This is a genomic window from Methylopila musalis, from assembly GCF_042679725.1.
GTDB classification, from domain to species: domain Bacteria; phylum Pseudomonadota; class Alphaproteobacteria; order Rhizobiales; family Methylopilaceae; genus Methylopila; species Methylopila musalis.
Map to the genome: position 1 here is coordinate 1 of NZ_JBHTMX010000425.1, position 665 is coordinate 665.

The 665-nt window shown below is 71.7% G+C and carries 2 pseudogenes; both read right to left on the reverse strand.

Annotation, left to right across the window (positions count from 1 at the left end):
- Positions 1-154: pseudogene (locus ACFQ4O_RS18105) on the reverse strand (L-seryl-tRNA(Sec) selenium transferase); the annotation flags it as partial.
- A gap of 68 nt (positions 155-222) precedes the next feature.
- A pseudogene (locus tag ACFQ4O_RS18110) lies at positions 223-665 on the reverse strand (formate dehydrogenase accessory protein FdhE domain-containing protein); the annotation flags it as partial.

A 665-nucleotide genomic window follows, 5' to 3' on the forward strand; every position in this document is an offset into this window, starting at 1 on the left:
CCCGCCACGCCGCGCGGGCTTCGTCAAGCCTGGCGCGCACGCTGGCGAGCGTCGCCGCGCGGCCGAACCGCTCCAGCGCGAGGCGGGCGGCGTCGGCCGCGAGCACGCGATCGACGGCAGGAAGCGGAGGACGGGAAGAGGGCTGGTCGTTCATGGGCGTCCGACATGGGGCGCGTGCGGGCGGCGAAGACGGGACACGTCCGCCCGGACGCGGCAGGCCGATTAATACCCCAGCAGATATGGGTTGAAACCCGCGCGCGCCCAGCCGGCCTCCCGCACCTTCAGATCGAGCCCGAGCGAGGCCACGTCGTCGGCCACGGGGTCGATCGACGGCTGAAGGTGATGGTGAAAGATTTTCACGTAAAGACCGCAGGCGTCGCAGGTTTCCGCCTTGATTGGCGTCTCGTCCTCCCGCGCCTTCACCGCCGTGTCGCCGGCGAGCCGTTCACCGTCCTCGGTGAGCGCGTGGTAGCTGATCTTCTCGGTGGAATCGCAGGCGACGCATTTGACCCGCACGTGATTCCACAGCGTGCCGCACAGCGCGCAGGAGACGTAGCGCACGCCGTGCACCGGCCCCCAGCCCACCACGAGGCTGACCGCCGGCGGCCCGCCGCAGCAGGGGCACGCGCCGACGCCCACCGGCCGCAGCCGCTCCGCGTCGAGCG